18 protein-coding genes and 1 riboswitch are annotated in these 23,659 nt (G+C 44.4%); of the genes, 8 read left to right on the top strand and 10 right to left on the bottom strand.

The features are described 5' to 3' along the window. Positions 1 to 10: 10 nt before the first annotated feature. Positions 11 to 1,111 (bottom strand): SMP-30/gluconolactonase/LRE family protein, encoded by a 1,101-nt coding sequence (locus tag EHO57_RS11505; protein WP_135644606.1) that lies wholly within the window; start codon positions 1,109 to 1,111, stop codon positions 11 to 13. Continuing rightward, positions 1,111 to 2,040, bottom strand: a complete 930-nt coding sequence (locus EHO57_RS11500; RefSeq protein ID WP_135644608.1) for a peptidoglycan DD-metalloendopeptidase family protein — start codon at positions 2,038 to 2,040, stop codon at positions 1,111 to 1,113. The genes EHO57_RS11505 and EHO57_RS11500 overlap by 1 nt, the downstream gene beginning before the upstream one ends. A gap of 78 nt (positions 2,041 to 2,118) precedes the next feature. On the opposite strand from EHO57_RS11500, the gene EHO57_RS11495 reads away from it, so the two are divergent. The 7 genes from EHO57_RS11495 to EHO57_RS11465 all read left to right on the top strand — a co-directional run bounded on the left by EHO57_RS11495 (position 2,119) and on the right by EHO57_RS11465 (position 12,848). After that, positions 2,119 to 2,982, top strand: a complete 864-nt coding sequence (locus EHO57_RS11495; protein WP_135644610.1) for a CPBP family intramembrane glutamic endopeptidase — start codon at positions 2,119 to 2,121, stop codon at positions 2,980 to 2,982. After that, on the top strand, positions 2,982 to 3,776 hold the full coding sequence (locus tag EHO57_RS11490) for a hypothetical protein (RefSeq protein WP_135644612.1): 795 nt from the start codon (positions 2,982 to 2,984) through the stop codon (positions 3,774 to 3,776). The genes EHO57_RS11495 and EHO57_RS11490 overlap by 1 nt, the downstream gene beginning before the upstream one ends. Before the next feature lie 11 nt (positions 3,777 to 3,787). After that, entirely contained in the window at positions 3,788 to 5,713 is a 1,926-nt protein-coding gene (locus EHO57_RS11485) for a chloride channel protein (RefSeq protein WP_135644614.1), read from the top strand. 276 nt (positions 5,714 to 5,989) lie between these two features. Next, complete coding sequence (locus EHO57_RS11480; protein WP_135644616.1) at positions 5,990 to 7,540, top strand: OmpP1/FadL family transporter; 1,551 nt, start codon at positions 5,990 to 5,992, stop codon at positions 7,538 to 7,540. A 135-nt stretch (positions 7,541 to 7,675) separates the two neighbouring features. After that, positions 7,676 to 8,968: a sterol desaturase family protein gene (locus tag EHO57_RS11475; RefSeq protein WP_135644618.1), complete on the top strand. Its 1,293-nt coding sequence runs from the start codon at positions 7,676 to 7,678 to the stop codon at positions 8,966 to 8,968. 115 nt (positions 8,969 to 9,083) lie between these two features. Then, the gene (locus tag EHO57_RS11470; protein ID WP_135644620.1) at positions 9,084 to 11,186 is read left to right on the top strand and encodes a DUF4139 domain-containing protein; all 2,103 of its coding nucleotides are present in this window, start codon (positions 9,084 to 9,086) and stop codon (positions 11,184 to 11,186) included. Between the two features lie 9 nt (positions 11,187 to 11,195). After that, entirely contained in the window at positions 11,196 to 12,848 is a 1,653-nt protein-coding gene (locus EHO57_RS11465) for a mucoidy inhibitor MuiA family protein (protein WP_135644622.1), read from the top strand. Positions 12,849 to 12,875: 27 nt separating this feature from the next. Here the strand turns inward: EHO57_RS11465 and EHO57_RS11460 are convergent, their stop codons facing one another. The 6 genes from EHO57_RS11460 to EHO57_RS11435 form a co-directional block, all read right to left on the bottom strand. Then, positions 12,876 to 13,970: a vWA domain-containing protein gene (locus EHO57_RS11460; RefSeq protein ID WP_135644624.1), complete on the bottom strand. Its 1,095-nt coding sequence runs from the start codon at positions 13,968 to 13,970 to the stop codon at positions 12,876 to 12,878. A gap of 81 nt (positions 13,971 to 14,051) precedes the next feature. Next, positions 14,052 to 14,702: an alpha-ribazole phosphatase family protein gene (gene cobC / locus EHO57_RS11455; RefSeq protein WP_135644626.1), complete on the bottom strand. Its 651-nt coding sequence runs from the start codon at positions 14,700 to 14,702 to the stop codon at positions 14,052 to 14,054. Beyond that, on the bottom strand, positions 14,687 to 15,499 hold the full coding sequence (locus EHO57_RS11450) for an adenosylcobinamide-GDP ribazoletransferase (RefSeq protein WP_135644628.1): 813 nt from the start codon (positions 15,497 to 15,499) through the stop codon (positions 14,687 to 14,689). The genes cobC and EHO57_RS11450 overlap by 16 nt, the downstream gene beginning before the upstream one ends. A 55-nt stretch (positions 15,500 to 15,554) precedes the next feature. Continuing rightward, complete coding sequence (gene cobT / locus EHO57_RS11445; RefSeq protein ID WP_135644630.1) at positions 15,555 to 16,598, bottom strand: nicotinate-nucleotide--dimethylbenzimidazole phosphoribosyltransferase; 1,044 nt, start codon at positions 16,596 to 16,598, stop codon at positions 15,555 to 15,557. A 27-nt stretch (positions 16,599 to 16,625) separates the two neighbouring features. After that, positions 16,626 to 17,486 carry an LIC_13355 family lipoprotein gene (locus EHO57_RS11440; RefSeq protein WP_246050656.1) on the bottom strand — a complete coding sequence of 287 codons (861 nt, stop codon included), beginning with the start codon at positions 17,484 to 17,486 and terminating at the stop codon, positions 16,626 to 16,628. Between the two features lie 30 nt (positions 17,487 to 17,516). Next, positions 17,517 to 18,095: an LIC13354 family exoprotein gene (locus EHO57_RS11435; RefSeq protein ID WP_135644632.1), complete on the bottom strand. Its 579-nt coding sequence runs from the start codon at positions 18,093 to 18,095 to the stop codon at positions 17,517 to 17,519. Positions 18,096 to 18,285: 190 nt separating this feature from the next. Continuing rightward, a riboswitch (adenosylcobalamin (AdoCbl) riboswitch) is annotated at positions 18,286 to 18,417 on the bottom strand. 150 nt (positions 18,418 to 18,567) lie between these two features. Here EHO57_RS11435 and EHO57_RS11430 point away from each other — a divergent pair. Further along, positions 18,568 to 19,908 (top strand): flavin monoamine oxidase family protein, encoded by a 1,341-nt coding sequence (locus tag EHO57_RS11430; RefSeq protein ID WP_135644634.1) that lies wholly within the window; start codon positions 18,568 to 18,570, stop codon positions 19,906 to 19,908. A gap of 171 nt (positions 19,909 to 20,079) precedes the next feature. Here EHO57_RS11430 and EHO57_RS11425 read toward each other — a convergent pair whose 3' ends face one another. Next, on the bottom strand, positions 20,080 to 22,224 hold the full coding sequence (locus tag EHO57_RS11425) for a toprim domain-containing protein (protein WP_135644636.1): 2,145 nt from the start codon (positions 22,222 to 22,224) through the stop codon (positions 20,080 to 20,082). Further along, positions 22,221 to 23,606 carry a DNA gyrase subunit A gene (locus tag EHO57_RS11420; protein ID WP_135644638.1) on the bottom strand — a complete coding sequence of 462 codons (1,386 nt, stop codon included), beginning with the start codon at positions 23,604 to 23,606 and terminating at the stop codon, positions 22,221 to 22,223. Before EHO57_RS11420 ends, EHO57_RS11425 begins: the two co-directional genes overlap by 4 nt. Positions 23,607 to 23,659 lie beyond the last annotated feature (53 nt).

Here is a 23,659-nt window from a genome sequence, read left to right as displayed (position 1 = left end):
AAGCGCTTCTTCAGAAGAATATTTCCAGGGTCTGGAATTTCCACTTCCAGACCTTTTCGGAAGAATTTCCCGCCAAGATCAATCCTCCCCCGTACTGCAGCACAGAAGTCACGGATCCTAAAGCATCGGTAGAATAATTTGCAAGCGCTAGAAGTACGTCCCCTTCTTCGCTCAAGGATAATGCGTATGCAAGTTCTCCTTCTTGCGGGCGAAGTACTGAGGGCAATGCTGCGATCATTTTTTTGATCAAAGGATAATCTTGGATCTTATCCATTCCCAAATGTCTGGGAGAAGAAAGAGCGATCCAAAAATGGTTTTCTTCATCCAGGCTGATCAGGGCTGGACTCCCCGGCAAGTTCGTGATCAAAAATTGATCCTTACCTGCGTCCTTTCCTTTTAACCAAAGACGAGAGATCCTATGTCTGTATTTTTCGGCGTAGATCAAGAATGTGCCAGAAGCGGAAAGTCCGATCCCAGTAGGGTGATTCGCTCCATCCGAGATGACCTCTACTTCTTGGGTGCGAGGATGATACGATAAGATCCTTCCGTTTGCTTGGGACTCCAATTCTTCTAGATAGGAATCCTCATACGAAAACTTTCGACTTACTTCGGTGAAATAAACGGTTCCATCGGCAGCTATGGCAAGACCATACAGATTTTGTAATGGAGTTCCTTGTGAGTCCTCTCGTACTAAAACATTTTCCTTTCCGGCAGCATCATAGAATGCGAGTCCGAGTCCGGAAACACAGGCTACTAAATTTCCCTTTCCGTCAAATGCAAGTCCCAAGGGACGACCAGAGGTTTTAGCAAATACCTCCGGGTCTCCGTCTGTCTTGATCCGATAGATATTCCCATCGGAAGATCCCGTATAAATGGAACCTTTCGTATCCACAGCCAATCCGAAAGGCTCTTTGATGGGAGAGTCCACATTGACTGGTTTAGAAAAAAGTAATAGATCTCTTTCGCCTTGAGGAATAGAGGAATTTACAGAATACGGAATCGGGTTTGTCTTATTCCAACCGATTAGTACTAGAATGCCGAGTACAAATACGACAAATAGAAAAGAAAGAATTCCTCTCAATATATGGCGGGAATAAAGAAATCGTAGCATCAGACATGACCGTGAAAGACGGGTCTTTGTCTCAAACTATTTCGCAATACTTCAAAATGTAAATGAAAACCGGTAGCTCTTCCAGTCATTCCAACTTTTCCAATGAGCTGTCCCTTCTTTACCTTGGTTCCCGGATCCACCATTAATTTGCTTAGGTGACCGTACTTAGTCTCATATCCCAGAGAATGCTTTAATACGATCAAACTCCCATACCCACCCTTGGTTCCGGAAAAGGAAACGATCCCATCTGCGGAAGCATAGACTGGGGTTCCTTCTTCTGCTGCGAGATCTATGCCGCCATGAAAGGTGTCCTTCTTAGTAAACGGGTCCTTTCTTTTTCCGTACTTAGAACTGATGCGACCTTCTTCCGCTAAAGGATCCGAAAAAACCAAACCGTAAAAAAAGTTTTTCTCTTCCTTAGGAAGACCTCTTCCTGGAACGAACCAAGACTTTCTCTGGTCATCATAGTATAGGAACTTGGGGGAAATGCGAAAGCGAGATGCGACCTTTCTTCTACTCGAATCGTCCGACGAGGTTTCCTCGGAATCGTATACTCCGCGCATATTCGGGATCAATAATTCCATCCCGGGATAAATATCTTGGGGAGAAGCCAACTGATTCACGGAAGAGAGAGTGTCCAGATCCATTCCGGTCCTGGCCATGATCTTAAAGAATGTGTCCTGTTTTCCGACCTTGTAGCTCAGGAACCTAAGAGGCATTAGATTCTTCTGCTCCAAATTGGAAACGGATACTTGCAGGTTGTATTTTACTTCTTCTCGGACCCGAACGATCTTCGAGTCTGAATATTCCAAGCTGTGAAGAGGAACTAGATCGTAGACCGCATGCAGTTCCGCATCTAGAATGAATGAGAGAATGAAAACAAGAGAGGCTTTCGCGAATCGAAAGGAATGTCTTTCAGAAGAAGGCATATCATCCTTCTATTCGGCAGAAATTAAAAAAACAATGACGCAAAAATTCCCCGGTAAATGATTGGAGGGGCCCCCGGAATGGATTTGGAAATCGAAGACCAAAAGCCGAATAAAGGCAAAGACATATTCGTCCTTGGACTGATCCAAGTTTTTGTACTCTTCTTGGGAATGCTTCTGTACCAAGAGATCACCAAGATACAGATCGAGACCGCTCTCTCCTTCAAGACCCCAAAGCAGAGTTTCTATAGGACCAAAGAGGTCTCGGAGACTGTTCCTCAGACGATCGCCTGGGGAGAGCCCGCTTCTGTGGAGAGAGCTCTGAGAGATTATACCGAATTTGTGATCACCAAAAGGCCTTGGTTTCTTTCCATAGACAGGGTCATCTGGGGACTTTGCTTCCTGGTCCCGGCTTATCTATTCATTCGAAAAATTGCAAATGTAGAAGTGGCCGACTTCAGCGATAGTTTGGGAGCTCGGGGACTTCTTGCCGGATTAGTGACCGGCTTTGCCACATTCTGTTTTGTGAATGTGTTTAGCGGACTTATCTTTTTTTTCGTAGGAAAACCTCAATCGAATCATCTCGAACTGATCCTTTCCCAGAACCTGCAAGGAAATTGGAGACTTTTGACTTGGGCCATGCTTGCCATCAGTTTCGGTGCGGGAATCCTGGAAGAGACTTTCTTTAGAGGATTCTTACTTAAACATTTTATGGAAAAGAATATGCCGAATATAGGATTGTTCCTGACTTCTGTAGTCTTCGGGATCGTACATTATAGCGCGGGAGGATCCATCATAGGACCTTTCCTGCTTGTATTCGTGGGTCTTTCTTTCGGTCTTTCTTATTTAAAAACTTCTAATATATGGGTTCCGATCACGGCTCATATTACGTACAATAGTTCTATGCTATTAGCAGCATTCTTCTTGGGAAATCGGGTGTCTTAATGAAAGTGAATTATAGATGTATAAAATTTTCCGCGATCTTCGCCTCCGTTCTTTTCTTTTCCTCCTCTCTGTTTGCAGGAGAAGTTTTCGAACTAGAGGGGGATCCCGGAGAGAACGATACCAGGATCATTTCTGCCTTGAATCGACTTACTTTTGATCGGGTGATTTCCGACAAGAATACGAAAGGATTCACTTATAGATACGTAACTAAATGGTATTCTCCTCTCGTACTCGATGTGTATGTCCTGGGTCTCGCAAAACGAGAGAAGATGAGTATCGTTCGAGTGGAGGCTCCTAAAAAGGGCGCCGAAAGAGTATTTCGTAATTTTCTCATGGAAGAATTGACCAAGAAGGAAATTACCGGAGGCTTCGGGACAGGTTCCAGGAATCTAGAAGATTATGCGGACGGGAAATTAGAGCCTTATAATAAAAGCTATTTGTACAGCGGGGCTCTTGCTTTGATCCAACCGGCTGCTTCCGTTTACTATAATGCGAATCGATCTCCTGTCTATGGTGGTTCTGATCGTTTAAAAGGAATGTTCGGATACATCATGTTGGATCTTTTGCTCGCAGGGCTTGGCTATTACTATGCTACGACCACAATGGAAAAGAACAGCGCCCTAGATAACTATATGCATAAACCAGCTCATTCCGGAAACGTTTTGGATTCTCCGGGAGCTCCGGTCTTTTTGGGACTATTGATCATTCCTAGGATCTATAGATTGATCGGCGGTATCCAAGATACCTATACACATAATCGGATCATGGAGATTTCGGCGACTAAGTCTTTCTAAGAATAGATCTTATGCTTAAAGGATTCTTTTCTAGACTAGCACCCGAAGAAAATTCTATTTCTTCTTATATAAGGATCAAGGGCCGAAGGTCCTTGTTTCTTTACTGTGTGATCACGGGGATCGTATCCGGCCTTGGTGCCTTTTTATTCTCCAGAGCGCTTGCTTGGGCCGAATATATTTCTTTGGCATCGATCGCGGGCTTACAAGAAACTCATTCCGGAGGGGAATATTACGTTTCTCTAAATCCTATATCGTCTATTCTTCTCGGAAGATGGGCGCTTTTATTCTTACCTATCATTGGTGGATTGATCACCGGATGGATTGTCTGGAAATTCTCTCCCGATTCTTCGGGAACAGGAACGGATTCACTCATCGATTCCTTTCATAATAAGGAAGGAAAAGTGGACCCTAAGGTCCCAGTGATCAAATCCATAGCGACCATCTTTACGCTTTCTTCGGGAGGAAGCGGAGGAAAAGAAGGGCCTATCTCTCTCATTGGCGCGGGCTTCGGTTCCTTGGTTGCAAATCTTACCAAGGCGGGAGCGAGAGCCAGAAGGACCCTGTTGCTTGCCGGGACCGCAGGAGGCCTGGGAGCGATCTTCCATGCACCGTTAGGAGGCGCTTTGACCTCTGTGGAAATGGTGTATAGAGAAGATATAGAAAGCGATTCCTTGGTTCCTTGCATTATATCTTCCGTGACTGCATACTTGGTTTATTCTTCACTGAACGGGTTCGGAGCGGTTTACAAGGTCCCGGAGATCGGGTTCGAAGCATACAAGGAACTCATATTCTATCTGATGCTAGGGATTGTTTGTTATCTGAGTGGAGCCTTCCTTATCCGAAGCTTTCAATTCATCCAGAATTGGTCCAAGACTTGGCACCTTCCGATCTGGATCAAACCTGCCATCGGAGGAATTCCAGTGGGGATCATCGGATATTTCTTACCGGAAGTCATGGGAACAGGTGCCGGCTTCTTACAAGATATATTAGAAGGGACCTATCACTTCGAAAGTAAGATCGGGTCCTTCTTTCAAAGTGTAGGAGTTGCAAGTAATTCGGGCTCGGATCATATTCAATTTTTTGCAAATAGCTTGCGCGTAGATCTGGACATATTGATCGTTCTCTGCTTTCTTCTTTTCGCTTTTTTGAAAATTGTAACCACTTCCTTTACGATCGGAACAGGAGGCTCCGCGGGAATGTTCGGTCCTTCTCTCTTTATTGGGGGAATGCTAGGAGGCGCAGTAGGAACCCTGGCAAAATTGATCCTAGGATACAAGGTCTCTATCGCTTCCTTTGTGTTGGTGGGAATGGGAGCTTTTTACGCTGGAATCGCAAGCGCTCCGATTGCGGGAATGGTGATGATCTGTGAGATTATCGGTAGCTATTATCTTCTTCCTCCATTGATGATCGTTTCGATCACCTCTTTTGTTCTTTCTCACAAGTTGAATCTATACAAGAGCCAAAAAGGAACACGCTTCCAATCCCCTGCTCATTACTGGGATATGAACCGGGATCTTTTAGAAGAGATCCGGATCTCGGATATTTCGGATAAGCTCCGAAACATTGCGGTGATCCGCTCTTCTTCTTTGCTTTCTCATTTGGAAGAAGATTCGATCAAGATCAATGCCAGCGACTATGTCGTTCTAGACCCAGAGGGAAAATACTTCGGGATGCTCTCTCTTAGAAATATCCGGCTTTATTCCGAGGGCAGAGCCCTGACCAAAAACTTGGTCCTCGTGGGAGATGCGGCAGATACTTCCATTCGTCCGATCTCCGTTTCTACTAGTCTTGCAGCTGCCTTCAAAACCCTTTTGGACAATGGAATGGATAAGATTGCTGTCGAGGAAGAGGGGAAGTATCTGGGATATCTCCGATATGCAGACATTATCTCGATCTACTTCGAGAGAACTAGATCTTCCCGCCCGATTTCTCCTTAAATTCCCTGTTTCTTTTCAATTTTAAGAATAGATGCAAAAATATATGTAGCGTTCATTCTTTTACAAAAAACCTATATTATTAATTAAATTCTACTTATTTCATTAAATTTCGCTAAATATCACCTAATGGTTCTTTTTCCGTTTTTACTCGACAATTTTGGCCTTTGGGCTAAGATACGGAAAATTTTTAAAAAATAACTGATGTGTAATAAAGAGATCAGCCATTTCTAACTGTTAAGAATTAAACTAAGACTTGGTTCAATCAGGAAAGGGACAATGCGAAACATTCTATTAAGTAAAAAAATTATCTCCCATGCGAGACTGACCTTCGCGTTTCTATTGGGAATACTGGGAGTGAGTTTTTCCGAACTTACTGCCGGAAGCTATGGGGATATATATGGCGCCCATCCCACAGGGGCCGGGATGGCTGGCGCACAAACTGCTACAGTTAACAATTCCTCTGCTGTGTTCTATAACGTTGCAGGATTAGGAAGATTAAACGAAGCAGATCTATACAATGCATACTTAGATCTGAAAGATAAGGAAAAAGAAGCAGCGGCTAACGGGCCGGATGCTCCTAAGGACGACAAGGGAAACCCGATTCCTCAGGATGGAGGTCCCATTCTTGCAAGCGATGCTCAGGATACTCCAGGAACAACCGGGCCTTGGTATAAAAGAGCTTGGTTCAATCTCAAAGATGGGATGTTCGCTTACAAACCGCTTCCTCGCCCCGCTCGTCCCGCGCATGAGGTTACTTTTTTAGGAACCTATGCAAACCCTACTCTGAAGAATAACGCTCCTAGGAACGAAAATACCAAGAACCCGGACGATAGCTTTGTCGGTTTGGGTTTTACAATGAACTTGAACGAGATCTTTGATATTGGCAGAACGATCCGTTTCGGTTTGAATGCGATTCTTCCTGCTACTGGAAATTTGATGGTGGTGAACGATCAGAACCCGACTGTTCCTAGATATTTACAGTCGGGAAAGAGTGACGAACGTCCTACCATTATGGCCGGAGTGGGAGTCGAACTTTGGAAGGATCGTCTTTTTGCCGGTATCGGTATGACTGCGTTAGCTGGAGGTTCCGGTGCAATCCTCTTAAAAGATGTTCCTATCTCTCCGGATCCTGTGCAAGCGAACTCTCAAGTGGTCTTGACTTTGAAACCTATGGTAAATCCTACTTATGGTCTTCAGTTCACATATGGTAAATGGAATATGGGGGTTTCGTACAAGAGAGAGACATACTTATCTGCGGACCCAATCCCTGCCAGAGCGCAAACCACTCTTTTGGGAATTCAGTTGGATTTCGATCTGGCTCTTTTGGATCAGTACAACCCGAGAGTGTATTCTTATGGGATCGGATTCAGACCCTTCCAAAAGATCCTGATCAACTTCGATATCAATAGAGAGCAGTGGAGTCTTTACCAGTTATCTCGCATTAAAGAAAAATATTCAGAGCCTCTGAACTTCCATGATACTACTAACTATCGTTTGGGAGCGGAGTATGCGTTTCGTCCTTCTATGAAATTCAGAGCAGGTATCGGCAAGAGGCCTAGTCCGGTTCCTGTATATCATGGAGCGAATAACTGGATGGATAACGATCGCATCATCTATAGCGTAGGTTTCTCTTATCTATTCAGCGGTAGAAACTATGCATTCTTAAAGGATCGATTGAAGAATCCTGTCATCTTTGACTTTGCGATCATGAACCAACAATTGTCCAGTGTGGGGGTAACCAAGTACAATCCTACGGAAAGAAATCCAAGCTACAGCTATGGCGGATATATTTGGTCCTTCAACTTTTCAGTGAGTTTATTCTTCTAAACCTTTCCGATTTAGGCTTAATTAAATAACGTTCGTTATTTTCAATAGCCCTTTGGGTGAGGCAGAAATTCATCTGCCTCCATTCTTTTTCTTGACCGATCGATCGCTATAGAGAGATTCGAAGACGGTTTAGAGATGGAAAAGAATATAATAGAGTTAATCACTCCCGTTTTCTTCGTGTTAATCGCAGTAGAAGTGTTGTGGTCCTTGATCGGATCCAAGCCTTTTTATAGATTCAAGGATTCCGTGAACAATCTGTCCGCTGGGATCTTCATGCAAGTGTTCACCGTATTCATTACTCTTGGTTTACTAAGCGTCTACGCTTGGGTGTATGCAAAGTTTGGGATTTTTAATTTTTCAAACGGCTCTTGGGTCGCCTGGGTGCTCTGTTATGTGTTGGCGGATTTCTTTTATTATTGGTATCATAGGTTCGGACACGAGATCAATATCTTCTGGGCATCTCATGTGGCTCACCACCAGAGCGAAGATTATAATTTTACCGTAGCTCTGCGTCAGGGAGTACTGCAGAATACCTTCTCTCTTCCTTTTTACCTCCCGCTTGCGGTGATGGGATTCCCTCCTGTCATGTTTGCTCTTTGTATCCAGATCAATTTTGCGTATCAATTCTGGCTTCATACCCGTGCGATCCCTAAGCTTAGTATTTTCGAATGGGTCTTTAACACTCCTTCTCAACACAGAGTGCATCACGGAAGGGATCCGAAATATATCGATAAGAATTATGCGGGAACATTTGCGATCTGGGATAGAATGTTCGGTTCCTTTAAAGAAGAAGAGGAAGAGCCTATCTTTGGAGTTGTAAAGCCGATGCAGACCTGGAGTCCTATCTGGACACAGTTCCATTATTTCGAAGAACTTCTTCTCCTTTCTTGGAAGACCAAAAATTGGAAGGATAAGTTGAAAGTCTGGATCATGCCTCCTGGTTGGAAGCCTGCGGATCTTGGCGAGTCTGTGGTCCCTCCGGAGATAGATAGAGTGAATTACAAAAAGTTCAATACGGAGATCCCGTACACTCTCACTCTTTATAGCATTATTCAATTCTTCTTTGGATTGGGAGCCGCAATGGTCTATATTGAATTTAAAAGCGAGCTGCCCTTATTGGAGATGCTCGTTTTGGGATTCTATGTGCTCTGGACTCTTTGGAATATAGGAGCCATCTTCGAGCTAAAGACTTCCGGGATGATCTCCGAGCTGATCCGTTTGGCTTCGATCGCAGTGCTGACCTATGTGTATCCATTCGATTTCACTCATGTGGAAAAATTGCTAAAGGTCTTACCTTTACAGACCTTGCAATACCTTCCCACACTGATGCAGCAGATCGCTGTGATCTCTTTCTGCGTATTGGGAGGTTTTTTGCTCTCTCAAAAACGATTCTTTAGTATCAAAGGATATTCTCCTAAAACGGTTTAGATCCTAAATCGTATCGTCCCGTTTCTATCTGAAAGCGCCTTGGATCCGAGGCGCTTTTTTATATGTAGAAAATAAATTGACGAGACTCTTTAGGGAGAGTATCCACTTAGAACCTATGATTTCTCGGTTCTATCGCTCTCTCTTTCTCCTGCTTGTCTTTCTCTTAACCGGACTCGGTTCCCAAGCCCAAGATTCGGACCCTTCTAGAAGCGACGCACCGGTCGCAGTTACGGAGGAAGAGAAGGGTTCTAAGAATCCTATCCAGGTTTCTTTCGCTAGGATCGATTCTGTACTCTTGTATTCCGACCTGGTCTATGTAACCCGCCAAACAGAGGTTAAACTTCCTGCGGGTCCGTCGGAGGTATTATTGGGAGAAGTGCCTATATCTTCCCTCGATAAGAGTGTCATAGTGACCTTTACGGATCCGAACAAGAAATTCAAGATCAAAGGGATACGGGTTTTGGAGAAGGCCTCTCGTAGAAAGAAATCCCAGGAAGCAGAAGAACTAGAAAAGAGAAAAGATGCTCTTCTTCTCTCATTATCTACAAAATCAAGAGAAGTGCAGGATCTTTTGGATTGGGAGACCGCTCTAAAATCCATCAAACCTACGATCAGAGAAGAGCAAGGAGCGGTCGAAAAGATCGACTCCGAGAATTTCTCCGGATTTCGCAAGACCTATGCGGATCTTGTAGAAGGAAATACAAGACTTCGCTTAACAAAATTAGAAGAATTGGATCGGATCCGAGAAGAATTCTATATCGTAACGACCAAACTTTCCCATCTCGCAGAGGGGGATACTCTAAGAAGAAAAGAGATCAGGATCGATGTGGAGTCGGATTCCGCCACCACCTTTCCTTTCGAATATAAATATCTGATCAGAGGTGCGATCTGGTATCCTCGTTATACATTGGAACTCCAGCAGAATGGGCAAGAAGCAGAGCTTGGTTGGCATGCGTTGGTTCGGAACGAGACCGGAGAAGATTGGAAGAACGTTCGATTGGAATTTTCCACAGCGAATCCGAACCAAGATATCGATTTGCCTGAATACAAAGAGCAAAGGATCAGCTCTAGAGTGATCATTCCTCAGGCAAATGAATATTATCCTTCCGCGGAAGCTTATAGTAGGGATGTAGCTCCTTCTCCTATGGCAGGTGCGGCTGCTACAGCTAAGAAAGAATCCAAACGAATGGCTCCGGCAAAACCGATGGCCCAAAAGTCAAAGGCAGATGCACCTAATGAAGATTATGCGAAAGAGCGAATGGAAGCCCAAAGTCCTTTGCAGCAATCAAGGGCCTTGATAGAGGGAAATTATAAGGACAGATCCAATTCGATCCGAGTGGAAGAAAATATGAACCAACTCCAAGGTGAGTTGACGAATCAAAAAAGCAGCTTCGATCGAGGTTCTTATGAGGAATCCATTCGTTACGGGAAGGAAGCACTCAGAAGATTTTCTAGTTTGAGAGAAAGTTCTAGAAAAGAACTGAAAGAATTAGAAACGGAGGTACAGAACCTTCTGAATCGTTCTTCTCAACTCAACTCGGATAAGAAGTATTCCAACACACTGATCGCTCCCGGAGTCTCGTCTGAAGGATTCGATTTCAGATATGTGGCTCAGTCCAGAGAAAGAATTCCATCCGACAGAACATTGAACCGAGTTTTTCTAAGAAAGAGAATGGTTTCTGTTCAGCCTGGCTATGAAACGTCTCCACTTACTAGCGAAGACGTATTTTTGAATATAGTTTCTTCGAATTCGGAGAATGAGCCTCTCTTGGCGGGACCGTTAGAGATCTATTCCGGAGAGAATCTTTTGGGAACTACTTCCGTTTCCACATTGAAACCGGGAGAGACGATCCGAATGGAGCTTGGTCCAGACAAAGATATCAAAGTGGTTCGAAGAGAGGAAAAGCTGGAAGATAAATCTGGCATCATCTCTCGGAAGAAAACGGTTCGATATCGGGTCTCTATCAATTTGAAGAATAATAAAAGAAGATCGGTGCCGGTCCGTCTCATCGATAGGATTCCTTATACAGTGGACGATAGTGTGGAGATCCGGTGGACCCAGGGCGCAGATAAGCCTATAAGTAAGTCCGAAGAAGGGATACTCACTTATGAATTCGAATTGGGTGCAGGCGCAAGTAAGAAAATAGAATTCGAATACACTGTTTCTTACCCTGCGGATAATGTTCTAAGAGATTCTTCCGGAAACGGTTCCTACTGAGGTAAGAAAATGAAATATTCAATAAACCTAATGAACTCTAAGAATTCCATTCTTGCCTTCCTGATTTTGTTCGTAGCGATACCGGCTTTCGGAAAGGACGCGACTCTTCCGATCAAAGAGGTTACTGTTCACCAAGGAACGGCTCAGATCTTGCGAACTGGAAAGGTGCAATTGGAACCCGGTGCGAATAAGATTGAGATCTCGAACCTTCCCGTTTCCCTTTTAGAAGAGACTCTCACCGCTAGCACGTCTTCTCCGCAGGTGGAGGTCACAGGTTCCAGGACTTGGAAAGAAGAAGGGACAGCCGCCTCTAATCCTGAAGTGGCGCAGCTGCAGAAAAAAGTCCAAGGAATGGAGAAGGAACTCGAGGCTATATTAGCAAAAGAGAATGATCTAAAGGCGGAAAAAGAACTCTTAGAGGAGCTTAGGACCAAAGTCTCGGAAGCGGTCAGTCGAAACCTTTTCTACGGAAGAGTAGAAGAAGACGGAAAGCAATGGGGAAGCTATCTGAAAAAAACCAGAGAGGAGGCGGTCTCTCTCTTTGCCGCATGGGAAAAGATCGAAAAGGCAAAGCAGAGATTACAAACCGATCTAGAAGAAGCCAGGGCCCAACTTTCTATCCTTCTCTCGCAAGCGGAGAAGAGCACTCGGATCACTTGGGTGCAGATCGTAAATACTAGTTCAGAAAATAAGACAGTCGATCTTCGTTTGAGTTACCTAGTGTCCAACGCGGATTGGAGACCGGCCTATATTCTGACCGCAGAGGATTCCTTGAGTAAGGCTCGGCTAGAATATATAGCTGAGATCCGTCAGGAAACGGGAGAGGATTGGAGAGGAGTTCAGTTGCTCTTATCCACAACCCGTCCCGATCTTTCTTTAAGAAGGAATCGTCTTCGTCCGCAAAGATTATTCGATGTAGAAATAAGATCCAAACAAGAAGTACTCGTAAATCAATCGCAAGCAGTGGGCGCTGCTCAAGTCGCCGACGAAGAATCCAATCTTCCTTCTTCCAACGAAGGAGGATCCTCGAGCGAAAGAGGAAGCGGCTTCTTATTTCGATTGCCTAAGGCGATCTCCTTGGCTTCTCAGAGAGAATCCAGAAAATTCGAAATGCTAGCGTTCACTGCTCCGATCAAAGTAAGAACGATCGCGGCGCCGCGTTATAAACCGTTCCCTCTTTTGGAAGCGGATATGCAGAATACAGGTGATTTTCCGATCTTGCCGGGAGAAGTCTCTCTCTTCAGAAGTTCTGGCTTGGTGGGAAGGACCAAGATCGGTTACGTTAGTCCCAAGGACACATTAACCGTTTCTTTGGGAACGGAAGGGAGCTTGCGACTTTCCTATCGCAAGGAAACGAATCAGACTAGAGAAGGGATCATTTCCAGCCAAAAGGTTTTAGAAAGAAGGGTGTATCTTAACCTGGAAAATTTCGGAAAGGAAACCAAGACGGTGATCATTCGTGACCAGATCCCTGTTTCCGAAGTCGCTAGCGTAAAGGTAGAAATAAATCCGGATTCGACCACACCAGGATCCAAGGAATATCGCACGAACTCCGGGATCTATGAATGGAATCTGGAAATTCCTCCCTCCGGAAAGAAGGAGATCCGCTTAGAATATAAGGTGACCTGTCCGAGCGAATTTGATCTCAATTTTTTGCAGTAGAAAATTATAAAATACTAAAGTGTAAGTTCAGTCTCGAATGGATCTCTCTCCGCTTTTGTCTACCGGATTCGGGATGTCCTGCATGTCCCAGAGTTCTAATTCCAAGTTCAAAGTGAGATCCTTGGGGAGATGGATCTTGAAGATCCCTTCTCCTTTTTGGTCCTTAAAACAGGCTTGGTCTGTTCTGATCACATTTTCCGGATGAGAGGCGCGATTCTTATTCCAATCTTTTGGATCTATTGATGAGGGGGTGTTCTGTTTTAGGTTCAATAATACGCATTGGTTGTTTGAGTTTGCATTCTCAAACTCGAATCTGACTCCGTACAAATTCTCATTTCGATCCGTAGGAAGTGTATCGATCTGGACGATCCTGACTTTCGGGGATTTTTTGCCCGGTTCCGGTTTGGTTCGTTTCACATGAGGTTCTTGCTTTAAGAGATCATCTACTGCGGAATAAAAATCGTTATCTCCATCCACATTATAGTATTTGCCGTTTCCGCTCTTTGCGAGCGATTCCATGATCTTTTTTTCATCCGGCTTGAGTCCGAGCCCAAGCACGTTCATCTTGAAATCGATTCCTTTTTGTTTGAGAACCTTTAGTTCCTTCTCCGGATCTCCGTAGCAACTTTCCACTCCGTCTGTAACTAAGATCAGCTCTGTAGGTATCTTTCTTCTGCTAATATAATCGCCTGCGATCCGGATCGATTCCGCCAAGGGGGTCGCTCCGGAAGGTGTAAGGCCGAAGAGTTTATTCCTGAACTGAGGTTTATTCCCTTTTTCTAATGGTTGATAAAGACGAGAAGATTGGCATCCAGGCAGACGATTTCCGTATGCGATAAATCCGATCTCTGTTTCTTCAGGTAATGAGTCTGCATAATGTCGAACATACTTCTTTGCAAGATGGATCTTCTGATAGATGCCTAGGTATTCGTTCATGGAACCGCTCGCATCTAAGATGAATAGTTTTGCCGATTCATTCGGAGAAGGTGCCGCAAGTTCCGGAGCGGAAGATAAAGAAGAAGTGAGACAAAACAGAAAGAGAAGGCAAGTTAGGATAGCTTGCCGGAGAAAGCTCGACCTTATATTCTTCGGATCGTGATAAGAGTCAAAAAATGAAAACATAGTACGGCCGACTAAATTTCTTATCGGCGAAAAGGAATATTCCCTTAGGCGAAACGCTAAGATCCAACTTATGTCAGATGATTATTCCTTTGTTTTTTTATTCCAGTAGCATAGTTGAGGATAGGATTCCGACTCTCCGAAGCGTATACGCAGGCTGGAGACAGAACCGTATTCAAGTACCAAGCGAAACGAATTTTCCAAGGGAAGCCCCAGCGCAAGAGCTGTCGTACATCGAATTGGGCCGCCGTGGCTTAACCAGATCTCTTTATATTCAGAAGGATCTCCTTCTTCCTTCTTGAGTCTTTCCCAGGCCCTTCCTTCTTGTAGGGAATCCGACCAGGACAATGAGATCCTCGCTTGTAGTTCTTTGTATGTTTCTCCGGAAGGAGGTCTTATGTTTACATAATCTTCCATCCAAGGATCGGTTTCCGAGCGAGGGAGGTCTTCCCAAAGACGGCCTTCCCATTCCCCGAAATTAAGTTCTTGGATCCTATCATCCACCTTCCAAGCAGGAGAGAAGGAAGAAGATTCCATTTTCTTGCTGATAAACTCGGCTAGACTATAACAACGAAAGAGCGGACTCGTACGGATCGAATGCACTTGAGAAGGTAATAGTTTTAGAACATTCTCCGCTTCTGTTTCAAAGCTGGAAGGAAGACCAAGATCAGTCTTTCCATAGCAAGTGCCGGGCTCTACTTCCGGTGTCGTATGACGTATTAGAATGATTTCCATGCGGATAAGATCCCGATCAAGTAGAGGATTTCAGTTACTTGTTGCACTGCTCCTAGACAATCTCCGGTATAACCTTCTAACCAACGTTTATAGAAATTTCGAAGATACAAAAAACCAAATGCCTGGAGCAAAAAAGGAAGGATCGTAAATCCTAGCGCCAACTTGGAGGGAATACTCGGAATATATAAAAACCCTAGCCAAGGTAAGAACCCCCAGATAGACCCGATGATCACATTCGATGTTCTCATTTGCTTTACGATCGGTTTTGCCTTAGAGAGCTCGTCTTCTCTTGCATACGGGAGTGCTTTCGTCATCAAGAGAGCCCAAAATCTGCTAGAAGAGTGAGATGCGAGTATTACAATAAACAAGATCTCGATACTGAAATCACTCATAGATCTATAACAAGTAAATTTTAATAGAAGAACTAAAATGATCCCGATCGTTCCGAAGGCTCCGATCCTGCTATCTTTCATTATATCAAGGATCTTTAATTTGGTCCAACCTCCACCGAATCCGTCGCAAACATCCGTGAATCCGTCTTCGTGAAAGGCACCCGTGATCAAAACGGATGCGGCCATGGAAAGTACAACACTAACGTCCCAAGGTAGGGAAAGATTCGCGATCCAAAGAACCAGACCCGATAGGAATGCGACGATCCATCCTACTAAAGGAAAATAACGAGAAGAAGAGCTAAGATATTCTTCCGAATGTTCCACCCAAGCGGGAACGATAATACGAGTGTTGTATCGTACCGAAGTAAGAAAAATGATCAGCTCTTTTCGAATGAATCCTAGCATGCAGATCCGAGATTAAACTTCCCGAATAGAATAGCAGCGAGAATTTACTCTCGCCTTACTCCTTTTTCTCGGACACTCCGGCAGACTCGAAACTTGCCATCTCTCTTAGGAAAGCTAGGGCAGATTCTAGGATCGGATATGCCAGTGCACAGCCTGTACCTTCTCCCAAACGAAGACCCAGATCCAAGATCGGATCCGCATCGAAGAAATCCAAGATAAGCTTATGGCCTTGCTCGGAAGATCTATGAGCGAAGATAGCGTTTCGAGCGATCTTAGGTTCTATCCTAAACGCGGTTAAGAAGGCGGAGCTCGCGATAAAACCGTCTACTATGATTAAGCGGTTCTCTTTGAAAGATGAAAGCATGGCACCGCAGATCATAGCGATCTCGAATCCTCCGAATTTAGAAAGGACTTCGATCGGATCCTTTGCATTGACCGGATGTTTTTCCCTACATTGGGTCAGGATCTGCTTCTTGCGAGAGAGAGCTTGGTCGTCAAGACCAGTTCCTCTTCCCGTCATTTCTTCCGCGCTACGATCCAGGAATACGGAAGCGAGTAAGGACGCACTAGAAGTGTTTCCGATCCCCATTTCCCCAAAACCGATTACATTACAAGAAGAAGGAACCTTGGTCTTGGCAATCTCTCCTCCGATACGGATGGCTTCTTCGCATTCTTCTCTTGTCATTGCGGGTTCATTTAGAATATTACGAGTTCCTGATGCGATCTTTGCGGAAATAAAATTCGGATGTGCCTGTTCGAAATTTCCTGCGACTCCGGCATCTACCACAAGTAGGCTGATATCATGTTGTTTACAGAAGACATTGATCGCTGCGCCTCCGTTCAGGAAGTTCAATACCATTTGGTAAGTAACTTCTTTTGGGAAAGCGGAAACTCCCGAATCAGCCAGACCGTGATCTCCTGCAAACACAAGCAGATGAGGGTCGGTTAAAACAGGATGAACGGTATTCTGAATGGTTCCGATCTGATACGCGAGGTTTTCCAGCCTACCTAGAGCTCCTAGTGGCTTGGTCTTAGTATCGATCTTATGGCGTAATGTTTTGTCTAAATCCAATTGATGAACTTCTTTAGGTCTGATCACAGTTTTTCACATATAATAAATTTTTAATTAAGGACTAACCGATTTTGCGGCGACTCCGTCGATATCTGGATTGGCATGAGCGCTGTCTATAGGCAAAGAGCTGAGAATGGTTTTGGCAGCGGAGATCTTTATGTAAGTAAATCCATTTGTTTGAATATTACTCTTTAAGGTGCTATCGCAACCGCTTCCACTGTCACCAAAGTTAGCGTCAGATAGGTCGAAACCATCCCCGCCGCCACCTCCGTTCACTATATCCGTGTCGAATACCTCAGCAACCGTCATCGGATTCGAATCTTGGTTATAAGCTACAGGAGTAATTCCCGCAAAACGATTCCAGTATGTAGGGTTATTCGAGAATGTATAGGGATCGGAATTGGTATATGCCGGGTTCCAGCCACACCAATTCGTCTGATCATTCCCGACTTCAACGATCAACGGTTCTAGAAAAACCGCATTGAACGGATTGGAACTATTTTGGACTCCGACGAAGAATGGATTCTCGTATACGATGAAATCGATCCCAGTAGAAGGTTGCACCTTCCCTCCGGACCAACCCAGAATGATGGAGGCTCCGCTTCCGGTCGCAGCCAGAGTATAAACGTCCAAGGAGCCGTTGAATTCTCCCTGGCCTCGGACCCCATCCGCTGCACAGTTTGCGTTTTTATAACCGATACCGGTATTTCCGGGAGCAGAGATGAGTTGGTCCGCGACAAAAACACCTCTGCCTGTTTCAGGAACTAAGGAATCACAAGGACTAGAATAAGCAGGAGCGGATGAATTTCCAAGAAGTGCAAGCGCTGCAGCCTCATCTCCTCCTCCCGATCCTCCGCAATTGGAAAGGATCAAGCAGAGCGAAATGTAGAAGACCATAAATTTAAAAGTATTCATTTCATTGTCCTCACTAACACAAAATGGAGATCAGTTCTTCTGCAATCTGGTCCAGAAAGTCGGACTAAAGCCGCTATTCAATCCGCAACCAGCATTGATATTTGTAGGATCGGAATACGTATCAAGATCGTCCGCTTTAGCTGAAGCTAAGGTAGTTTGAGAAGAAACTCCGGAGAGGTCGGGGCAAAGATACAGATAACCGCCGTTATTCGTCCATCTGTACCAAGCAAAGTCTCCTTGGGAGTAACTCGAATCAGCTCTGAATTGAACATAGACAACTTGTTTAGCAACGTTGATCTCTTTGATGATCCCGTAGAGATAACTATTTCCATAAGTTGCATCGATAAATGTCTGCGCAACTAGTGTATTCGATATTGCTAATTCACCGGTGATTTGGGATCCATCTGCACTGTAAGAATCTCCAGGAAAATCGGGAGTTCCGTTATAAGCGGAATAATTACCTGCGATCGGATTCATCGTACTTAAAGCGACTAATCCTAGAACATTTTCGTCAGAATTGCCCGAGCTTGGTTCGAAACATCCAGTGTTAAAAAGAGAAATGGCGATCAGCACTAAGATCGTCGTGAACGAGTTGTTGATTTTTTTCATTTTATTCTCCTGATTTCGTCGGAATCTGGGAGAAAGAGAGCTTAGCAAAGAATGATACGTTATCCGACATAGCCACCTGAAGTGGTTTAGTCGATTCGTTCCTTAAACAAAAGATCTACTTTTCCGTTCGAGAGCCCCGACATCGCTTTCGGGGCCCCCTCGCAGAAGCGCGGATGCGCTGGTAGGCGAGATTTACGATACACCCCAACCTCGAGGTTTATTGTATCGCGGGGAAGATCTGGCTTATTCCATCCAAAGATGGACATCACAGTTGCGGGTCAGCGTGGGATTTACACCCAACTTCCTCCCTGAAAGCGTAGTACCAGGTTTTGTTTCGATACTTTCATTGGCAAGGCAAAAACCTGGACCGTTTTCTAAGAGAATGGTTTCCTAAAAAGTGAGAGAAAGATCTTTCTTTATGACCGAAAATAAGATCAGAGGATCCGTTTGAAGACTCTCTCGAGGACATGCGATGAAATTCAGTCGATCTACATTCTTAAAGGCCGGAGTCTTAACGGCAGCAGCACTACTAGGAACACGTAAAGGAGAGATCCGAGCACAAGGTACTAGCTCAGGAAAAAGAGTCATCATCTTAGGTGGCGGTCTTGCCGGATTATACTCTGCTTATCTATTAGGAAAGACCGGAAGCAAAGTCACTTTGATAGAAGCTACCGATAGAGTCGGAGGAAGGGTACGGTCCGTTACCGATCCTTCCGGGAACGTAGTGGACTTAGGCGGGGAATGGGTTTCTTCCGAGGACAAGACGGTGCGTAGTTTAGTAAGAGAGTTGGGATTGAAATTGCAATCTGCTCCTTTACAGCCGGATCTATTCTTAGGAACTTATAAGAAAGCAGGCGCTTGGGATATGAGTCCTGAGGCCCAAGATACCTTAAGCAAACTAGTAGCACAAAATTCTAAACTCAATACGACCCAACAACAAGAGTTGGATCGGATCAGCATTTATAATTATCTTCTATACCAAGGCATTTCTGCGGAGGATCTGGTATTATTAAACCATAAATTATCATTACATTATGGAGATGGTATTCGAGTTCTTTCTGCAGAGAAGGTGCTAGGAGATCTGGCACAATTCCCCAAACGCAATAGCCGCTTAGAAGGGGGGATGGAAAATTTAGCCAAGACTCTCGTGCTCAATATCGAGAATACAGAGTTCGTATTTTCCGATCCGGTTCTCTCCGTGGATCAGGATGCAAATGGGGTAACGGTGAGCACTGCCTCAGGAAGGAAATTCACCGGTTCCAATTGTATCTGCACGTTGCCTGTAAACCAGATCTCTAAAGTGAAATGGAATCCAGGTTTGGATAAGGAAAAGCTACTCGCCGCTCTTAGAGTAAGATACTCCCAGATATTCAAGACATTCTTAGTGCTCAAAGAGGCTCCTTGGGATTCTACTCCTTTCTCTGTTCATTCCGACGCTGCGGCTCAGTTCCTGTACGATGCCGGAACAAAATCCGACGGATCGGATAAGGTATTGGGGATTATTGCAAGTGGAGATAGATTTTCCGTATTCGATTCTGCCAACCAAGATCAGAAGGTCGAGTATATTCGATTAACCTTAAGTAGGCTGGGACTGAAGAACGATCTGCAGATCCAAAAAATATATTTTACCGAATCCAAAGGAGAATACGTTCCGAACGGGATTGCGATCTTTCCACCAGGAAGCTTCGGATCTGAAATTATATTGAGAAAGCCTTTCGATCGGATCCTCTTCGCAGGAGAGCATACCGGCGAGATTACGGGTACGATCGAAGCGGCTCTCAGCTCCGCGATCCGAGCGGTGAATTTGGTTTAATTGATGGAGAGCTTGCCTTTTATCGACTTTGCTATAAGATCTTAAAAGATAGAAAGGATGAGATAAATTCGTTTGGCGACAATGAAGGCACGAGTTTCTTAGTGATCCATCCTACTTCGAAAAACTAAATTTAAATAGAAACCCGGGAGTGCTCCCGGGTCCAGAAGGATCTTAGTCCTCGATCACACTCATTGCGTATTCGGAGATCGCATCCCTTCTTTGTTCTGCAAAGTCTTTGTGAAACCAAAGGTTTTGGATCTTAGAAGCCTCTTTCTTGTTCCCGATGGTGATCTTGGTCATACATTCATCCACCGCGAACTTCATTGCTTCCTTGCCTGTTTCTCCCAATCCCTTGTTCCGTTTTTTACGCAGGACCTGACCGCCTGATTTTTCCACTCTCTTGATCAAAGCATCGTAGTCTTTATCATCGATACAGAAGACAGTTTCCGACTTCTTTGCATCTCCCATTTTCACATCTACTTCGTAGAGAGGCGCGCTAGAAATATGGATCAGACCTAGTTCGAATAGTTCCGGCCAATACTCATAAAAGAAAGAAAGCATGAGTGAACGGATCGCGTATCCGTCAAAGTCCGCATCTGTAATGATACTTACTTTTTCGTAATTCAGCTCATCTATGGATTTTACTTTTTGGTCCAACGGAAGTCCGAGGATCGCAACTATGTTCTTTAACTCTTCGTTAGCGATTGCCTTTGCGAGAGAAACTCCCTTGCAGTTCATGGGCTTTCCTCTTAAAGGAAATAAGCCATGCAATTTCGGATTTCTAGCTGGGCGAAGACCTGCGATCGCCGAGTCTCCTTCCGCCACGAATAATACTCGACCCGGATCGTTTGGTTTTCCGGTAGGAGGCATGAGCTTAGGGATATTCATCTTGCTCGCCTTCTTCAATCCGCGTTGTGCGTCTTCGAAAGCCTTGAGCTGGGTTCTCTTTTCCATTTGGAGTTTTACTTCTTCCAAGAGGCCTGTTTTCTTGATGAATTTATCCAGATGCTTATCTACTGCGTTACGAATGTCTTCGTTCAAGTCGTTGATCAGATAGGATTTATCCTGGGACTTAAAGCGAGGGTTTAAGAGCCTCATGTTCACATACATGTGGAAACAGTTCCGGACGTCGTTACGAGTGCAGCTCGTCTTCAACTTCTTCTCGAGAGAAACGATCTGGCTTTTCTTACGGATCTCATCGCAAAGTCTGTTTTCCAAATACTCGATCGCGGAACCGCCTTGTGGAGCAAAGATAGAGTTCACCCAAGTCAGGTTCTTATTCTGTCCGATCACCAGATACGCTTCTAGGTGAAGTTGGGTTCCGGCAGCGGGAGCCTGATAATCCATTTTATAATAGGTCAGCTCGGAATGAGAGAAGATCTCTTCCAAACCTTTCTTGAACTTGTACTTATCCTTTTTTCCCTTATGAACGAATTGCACTTCGAGGCCAGGATTCGTCATAGCGATATCTTGCAGATATTGCTTCATGAGATCTACGTTAAAGGAAACGTCCAGATTATTGAAATACTTAGGACTTAACTCGAACTCCACGGAAGTTCCGTGATCTTCTTTTGTTCCTTTTTCGATCGCTTCGATCATATTCGTTTTTTTGCAAATAGGTTGGAGCTTATCGATCTGATCCTTGGTAAGAAGAGGACAATCCTCGAATTTTCCGTGCTCGTCGAAGTATAAGAAAACCCTTTCAGTATCTTCTTTAGAGAGCTTATAAGAACGTATTTGCTTCTTTGCGTCTTCGTGAAGAGAGAATAGCTTTTTGAAAGTAACTCCGTCGTTGGTAGTCTTTACCTTGAAATAGGAAGAAACCATTCTTACGAGAGAGATACCCACTCCGTTCTGTCCGGCGACATGGTCTTGTTTGACATGATCGTCGAAGTTCTCTCCATACATCAGGTGGAGATATACGCCTTCCGCATTTTTAGCGGGGATCCCGCGGCCGTTATCGGAAACAGTTACGGTTTTTTTGTCGGAAGAAAGCTGGATGATCAGCTTGGACATCTTATCCTTTTCAGGAATAGATTTGTCTTTTTGGTTCTTGCGGTATTCGTCGACCGCGTTCATGCAAGCCTCGTCCAAACACTTTAGCTTGGCAGGAACGTCTTCTAATTCCTCATGTACGATCTCGTACATTCCGTCTGTATTCTTGCGGAAAAAATGCTGCTCGAATGTGGATGCAGAATTTTGTCCCAACCACATTCCGGTCCTCATCCTTACGTGTTCTACGTTGGAGAGTTTCTTGAAGTTCCGTTCGCTAGCTGCTGCGGGCTTCTTTTCGGTTTTGGTTTTGGCAGTACTCATTCCTTATCCCATTTATCCTTGAGTTCGGTTAATTCCCCGATCATGAATTCGGTTAATTTTTTATCTTCTTTGACCAAGCCCTGGTATCTGGAAAGGGCAGTCTTAGCTTCTACGATGGCTTCTTCGCATTTGCGAACTTCTTCCAAGGTCATCCGATAGATGGGAATGGAAGCCAACCATTCATAATAGACGAATTTAGACTTTTGGAGCTTCTCTTCGAAATCCTTTTTGGATTTGATATCGATTACTTTCTCGTTCCATTTCTCTTTGATAAAACGGATCAATTCGGAGTTTCTTGCGATCTTCTCTTCTTCCAAACCCGCCAAACGCTTGAATCTGCGGATCAGGTGGGTCTTGCGGAAATCGCAGAATCTTTTGATGATCTCTTCCGGCCCGAAATTCTTCAAACGTCCGTCATACGTGATCACGTTATTTGCGAGAGTTTGGGTATCTTCTTTGGAGATTACCGCAGCGATTTCTTTCGCGCTCGGTTTTTCTCCCTTCTTATAATTCAATTCTATACGGAAGGTTTGGCTGGAATGATCCACATAGTCTTTCAGCCAAGAGTCTTTTCTTTCCAGAATATCATCCAGAAGATTGATCACCTTCTCCCTATTCCAGTTCATAGGAGCATCGGTAAGATAGAGGGTATCACCTTCCCAAGTAAAACCGAAGGTGGTAGTCATCGTGATATTCCCCGCCTCGGTCTTTGCCATCTTCACTTCGCCTTTATAGTCTTTGTACCAAGGTTTTAAAGGAAGAGGCTTCTTAGTCTTGAGATAGTTGACTTGAGAATTGATGATTGCGGAAAGTTTATGTCCGGGAATAAAACAACGGAAACCGGTTGCAATTCCCATAATATTGTTCAATAGAACGATAGGAACTTTTCCTACGAAGTGGATGGGTTCATCTTCCGTTTCGTCGTAGTTTTTAACGTAATCTATATCGGGTAAGCTTTCAAAGAATCCCAGATCCTTTACGAAGTCAGAAAGCTTTACCTCTGTGTATCGAGGAGAAGCGATGGCTCCCGGATCCAATACGTCTCCAAAAGTACCTTCTCCAGCGACTAAAGGATGATTATTCGCGAATGTAAAGTCCTGAGCCATCTGAGAAAGAGCGTCTTGGATGGAACGGTCCCCATGAGGGTGATATCCCATAGCGAGACCTGCGACTTTTACGGTCTTAGTGAATCTGTTTCTCGCGTCTGAATTCCACATTGCCCAAAGAATCCTTCTTTGAACAGGCTTCAGGCCGTCGATTTCGTGAGGAATTGCTCTAGAATCGCAGACGTAGCGGGAATATTTCCGCTGATCGTCGTTGACCTGATCCTCAAAAGCTATTTTTGGGAAGTTCTCTTTGCCTGATTTATTGGAATCTTTCATAGGACTTTTATTGCCAAAGGATTTTAGGACGGTTTTACTGTCAACCTTTTAAA

The organism is Leptospira langatensis (assembly GCF_004770615.1).
In the GTDB taxonomy this organism is placed as follows: domain Bacteria; phylum Spirochaetota; class Leptospiria; order Leptospirales; family Leptospiraceae; genus Leptospira_B; species Leptospira_B langatensis.
This window is presented reverse-complemented; position numbering and strand designations above follow the sequence as displayed.

Excerpts from the sequence above, each read along its gene's own strand:
- EHO57_RS11505 (WP_135644606.1), bottom strand. The coding sequence starts at position 1,111 with ATGCTACGATTTCTTTATTCCCGCCATATATTGAGAGGAATTCTTTCT.
- EHO57_RS11440 (WP_246050656.1), bottom strand. The coding sequence starts at position 17,486 with ATGAATACTTTTAAATTTATGGTCTTCTACATTTCGCTCTGCTTGATC.
- EHO57_RS11425 (WP_135644636.1), bottom strand. The coding sequence starts at position 22,224 with ATGAGTACTGCCAAAACCAAAACCGAAAAGAAGCCCGCAGCAGCTAGC.
- EHO57_RS11500 (WP_135644608.1), bottom strand. The coding sequence starts at position 2,040 with ATGCCTTCTTCTGAAAGACATTCCTTTCGATTCGCGAAAGCCTCTCTT.
- cobC (WP_135644626.1), bottom strand. The coding sequence starts at position 14,702 with ATGGAAATCATTCTAATACGTCATACGACACCGGAAGTAGAGCCCGGC.
- EHO57_RS11450 (WP_135644628.1), bottom strand. The coding sequence starts at position 15,499 with ATGCTAGGATTCATTCGAAAAGAGCTGATCATTTTTCTTACTTCGGTA.
- EHO57_RS11485 (WP_135644614.1), top strand. The coding sequence starts at position 3,788 with ATGCTTAAAGGATTCTTTTCTAGACTAGCACCCGAAGAAAATTCTATT.
- EHO57_RS11490 (WP_135644612.1), top strand. The coding sequence starts at position 2,982 with ATGAAAGTGAATTATAGATGTATAAAATTTTCCGCGATCTTCGCCTCC.
- EHO57_RS11465 (WP_135644622.1), top strand. The coding sequence starts at position 11,196 with ATGAAATATTCAATAAACCTAATGAACTCTAAGAATTCCATTCTTGCC.
- EHO57_RS11470 (WP_135644620.1), top strand. The coding sequence starts at position 9,084 with ATGATTTCTCGGTTCTATCGCTCTCTCTTTCTCCTGCTTGTCTTTCTC.
- EHO57_RS11435 (WP_135644632.1), bottom strand. The coding sequence starts at position 18,095 with ATGAAAAAAATCAACAACTCGTTCACGACGATCTTAGTGCTGATCGCC.
- EHO57_RS11495 (WP_135644610.1), top strand. The coding sequence starts at position 2,119 with ATGGATTTGGAAATCGAAGACCAAAAGCCGAATAAAGGCAAAGACATA.
- EHO57_RS11460 (WP_135644624.1), bottom strand. The coding sequence starts at position 13,970 with ATGTTTTCATTTTTTGACTCTTATCACGATCCGAAGAATATAAGGTCG.
- EHO57_RS11430 (WP_135644634.1), top strand. The coding sequence starts at position 18,568 with ATGAAATTCAGTCGATCTACATTCTTAAAGGCCGGAGTCTTAACGGCA.
- EHO57_RS11475 (WP_135644618.1), top strand. The coding sequence starts at position 7,676 with ATGGAAAAGAATATAATAGAGTTAATCACTCCCGTTTTCTTCGTGTTA.
- EHO57_RS11480 (WP_135644616.1), top strand. The coding sequence starts at position 5,990 with ATGCGAAACATTCTATTAAGTAAAAAAATTATCTCCCATGCGAGACTG.
- EHO57_RS11420 (WP_135644638.1), bottom strand. The coding sequence starts at position 23,606 with ATGAAAGATTCCAATAAATCAGGCAAAGAGAACTTCCCAAAAATAGCT.